Genomic DNA, 3,540 nt, shown 5'->3' on the forward strand with positions numbered 1-3,540 from the left:
CGGTATCCGCAAGGAATGGCTGGAGGTATAGCAAGTACTGTCTGTCTCGGTGTCCGGGCCGGCGATACCACCGTCGCCGGTTTGGGTGCCATTGCCCGGGTGTCTCGCGGCACCCGGGCTTTTTTTTTGCGGGCGGATGGCGTCAGTTCAGTCACGAGCGTTATGTTATAATCGACTGTATCCATTTACCCAGCTCACATTCAGCCATGCGCTACTCTGCAACCCACAAGGCGGATACCCGACAACTCCTTCTCAAGAAAGCCGGCGCGCTTGCAAAGGAAAAGGGATTCTCGACAACCGGCGTTGACGCGTTGATGGCGGCAGCGGGCTTGACCAGCGGCGCGTTCTACAACCATTTCACCTCGAAAACAGAGCTGTTTTCAGAACTGCTGAAACGGGAAGTCGACCATAGCTTCACGATGTTTGCCGACGAGGTTTCCGGCGAATCCGTCGACGACTGGATTGAACGGCAACTCAAGCGTTACCTGAACTGGAAGCATGTCCAGAGCCCGGAGAGCGGATGCGTTGTTCCGAGCCTCGGTGCCGAAATTGCACGCGCTGACAAGACCACAAAGAAGATTTTCGAGGATGCCGCCAAGCGCATTCACGACGTGTGGGCGGCGCAGGTAGGCGACGAGGCGGCCTGGGCAGTGATTTCCCAGCTTGTCGGCACCGTTTTGCTGGCGCGCGCGATGGCATCGGACAAGACCAGCAAGGAAGTGCTGAATGCCGGCAAGGAATTCCTTGAAAAAGCCCTTATGCACAAGGATTCTGAAGGGCAAAAATAACGCCCGCCATTATCCTGTCCGACCATTCCTCCCGTTCGGGACCTGAAGGGCGATTGCCAGCTTGAGTCGCTCCATGCCGCTATCCCTGATGCCCAGTTGTTCCAGCGAAGAGACCAGGGTGTCGAAGTAGGCCTGGCAGGTGCCGAGCTTGCCGGCGCCATTTGAAATCAATTGGGCGATCCTGTCGTCATCCAGTGCCGCCAGGTAGCGGCGGTGCTGGCGGTTGGCGACGAAGGTCAGCGCATGCAATCGCGATGATCCGCTCCGGACGGCGAGCCAGCGCGCGTGATATGCACCCGTCAGCATTTCCCGGCGCCAGAGCAGCATCAGCTCGTTCCTTGCCATGTGATGCGGAATCCGGAATACCACACCGCTGCACGCGCCGCCGCGATCCAGTGCCAGCATGACGCCCGGCCTTTCCGGCGATCCGCGCGCCATGTTGAGGCTGAGGCAAAACTTGCGGCTCCAGCCCCATACTGTCGCCCTGAAGGATTCGGCGTAATGGAAAGCCGGATTCCACATCAGCGAACCGTATCCGAACACATGCACATCTTCCCCGGGCGCATGCGATTGCAGCGCCCGGTCGAGCGACGCCTGCAGGTCGGACTCGGCGAGGAGCCTCGTGCCCGGAGGAGCGGCGGAGCGAAACGCCTCCACCGCTGACTCTTCGCTCAGTGCCTCCCTTGTGATGGCCCAGGCGTCTTTCGAACCGGATTGCATGCCTTGTCAGGCGCGTCCGGTCAGGCGGGCGAGGCGGCCGTGGATCAACTGGTCCGCTTCGGACATGATGCGGTCGATCAGTTCCTTCACTGTGGGAATGTCGTGGATGAGGCCCGCCACCATGCCGCAGCTCCATGCGCCCGCATCCATTTCACCGTCAACCATGATCTTCGGATAGACGCCGGCGACGTGTTCATAGATGTCTTCGATCGTGACCTTGTCGCCCTTCTCGCGTTCGACTTCCAGGATCTTGTCGACGCCGGCATTCTTGAGCACGCGTTCAGTGTTGCGCAGGGGACGCATCACCAGTCGGGTGTCGAGTTCCGATGCTGCGACGATTGCGCGCTTGACGTTTTCATGCACCGGCGCTTCCTTGGTGGCGACGAAGCGGGTGCCCATGTTCATGCCGTCCGCGCCGAGTGCAAGCGCCGCAACCAGGCTGCGGGCGTCGGCCATGCCGCCGGATGCCACGAAGGGGATCTTCAATTCCTCGGCCGCGCGCGGCAGGAGGATCATGTTGGGGATATCGTCTTCGCCAGGATGCCCGCCGCATTCGAAACCGTCCACGCTCACCGCATCGCACCCGATCTTCTCCGCCTTCAGCGCATGGCGTACCGAGGTGCATTTGTGGATCACCTTGACACCGGCTTTCTTCAGCACCGGCATGTATTCCTCGGGACTGCGTCCGGCGGTTTCGACAATGCGCACGCCGCCTTCGACGATCGCCGCGATGTATTCCAGGTAGGGCGGTGCGGAGAAGGTCGGCAGGAAGGTGAGGTTGACACCGATGGGTTTGTCCGTCATCTCGCGGCATCGGGAAATTTCCTTCGCGAGCAGCTCGGGTGTCCTTTGCGTGAGCGCGGTGATGAGACCGAGACCGCCTGCATTCGATACAGCCGCGGTCAGTTCGGCGAGGCCGACGAAGTGCATGCCGCCCTGGATGATCGGGTGCTGGATGCCGAAGAGTTCAGTGATACGGGTTTTCATAGCTTAGTTCCTCAAACGGAAAATGGATAAAGAGGGCAGGCTTATGCGACCTCGAACAGGCCCGCTGCGCCCATGCCGCCACCGATACACATGGTGACGACCGCGTACTTTTCGCCACGGCGCTTGGCTTCGATGAGGGCGTGGCCGACGAGGCGGGCGCCCGTCATGCCATAGGGATGTCCGATCGAGATACCGCCGCCGTTGACGTTAATGCGTTGCGGATCGATGCCGAGACGGTCGCGGCAATAGATCACCTGAACCGCGAATGCCTCGTTCAACTCCCACAGCCCGATATCCGACACTCGCAGGCCGTGCCGCTCGAGCAGCCTGGGTACGGCAAACACCGGTCCGATTCCCATTTCCTCAGGCGCGCAACCCGCGACGGCCATTCCCCGATAGATGCCCAGCGGTTGCAGCCCGCGCCGTTCGGCCAGGCCGCGCTCCATCAGGACGCAAGCCGACGCACCATCCGACAGCTGGCTGGCATTGCCGCCAGTGATTACACCATCAGGAATGGCGGTCCTGACCTGCGCCAGGCCTTCGAGCGTGGTATCGGGCCGGTTGCCCTCGTCACGGTCGAGCACGACTTCGCGATACGTGATCGCGCCGCTCTCCTTGTCGGCAATCGACATCGTCGTCTTGATCGGCACGATTTCGGCATCGAAGCGGCCCGCCTTCTGCGCCGCAGCGGTACGCCGCTGCGATTCGAGCGCGTAGGCGTCCTGCGCTTCACGGGAGATGCTGTACTTCCGGGAGACATTCTCGGCCGTTTCCAGCATCGAGATGTAAGCATGCGGCACTTTTTCGATCACGTTCTGGTCGGCGTATTCCCCCATCCACTGGACGAAACGGTCCTGCACCAGCGAAATGCTTTCCTGTCCGCCAGCGACCACCACCTCCATGCCGTCGACGACAATCTGCTTGGCGGCGGTCGCCACGGCCATCAGTCCCGATGCGCATTGCCGGTCCATCGTCTGCCCGGCAACGGAGGCTGGCAAGCCGGCTGCGAATGCGGCGTGGCGGGCGACATTCATGCCCGCCGTGC

The 3,540-nt window shown here is 61.5% G+C and carries 4 protein-coding genes; 1 reads left to right on the forward strand and 3 read right to left on the reverse strand.

Translation table 11 applies throughout. From position 1 onward, the window contains the following. Nucleotides 1-788, forward strand: a 788-nt coding sequence (locus tag AYR66_RS03320) for a TetR/AcrR family transcriptional regulator (protein ID WP_206047039.1), incomplete at its 5' end; no start/stop codon positions are given. Between the two features lie 9 nt (nt 789-797). Here the strand turns inward: AYR66_RS03320 and AYR66_RS03325 are convergent. The 3 genes from AYR66_RS03325 to AYR66_RS03335 all read right to left on the reverse strand — a co-directional run. Next, entirely contained in the window at nt 798-1,508 is a 711-nt protein-coding gene (locus AYR66_RS03325) for a gamma-glutamylcyclotransferase (protein WP_088706342.1), read from the reverse strand. Nucleotides 1,509-1,514: 6 nt separating this feature from the next. Continuing rightward, nucleotides 1,515-2,495, reverse strand: coding sequence for an NAD(P)H-dependent flavin oxidoreductase (locus tag AYR66_RS03330; RefSeq protein ID WP_088706343.1), 981 nt, complete (start codon nt 2,493-2,495; stop codon nt 1,515-1,517). A gap of 41 nt (nt 2,496-2,536) precedes the next feature. After that, nucleotides 2,537-3,540, reverse strand: a 1,004-nt coding sequence (locus AYR66_RS03335; protein ID WP_088709574.1) for an acetyl-CoA C-acyltransferase, incomplete at its 5' end; no start/stop codon positions are given.

The organism is Noviherbaspirillum denitrificans, from assembly GCF_002211445.1.
Classification (GTDB): Bacteria; Pseudomonadota; Gammaproteobacteria; order Burkholderiales; family Burkholderiaceae_D; genus Noviherbaspirillum; species Noviherbaspirillum denitrificans.

Excerpts from the sequence above, each read along its gene's own strand:
- AYR66_RS03325 (WP_088706342.1), bottom strand. The coding sequence starts at position 1,508 with ATGCAATCCGGTTCGAAAGACGCCTGGGCCATCACAAGGGAGGCACTG.
- AYR66_RS03330 (WP_088706343.1), bottom strand. The coding sequence starts at position 2,495 with ATGAAAACCCGTATCACTGAACTCTTCGGCATCCAGCACCCGATCATC.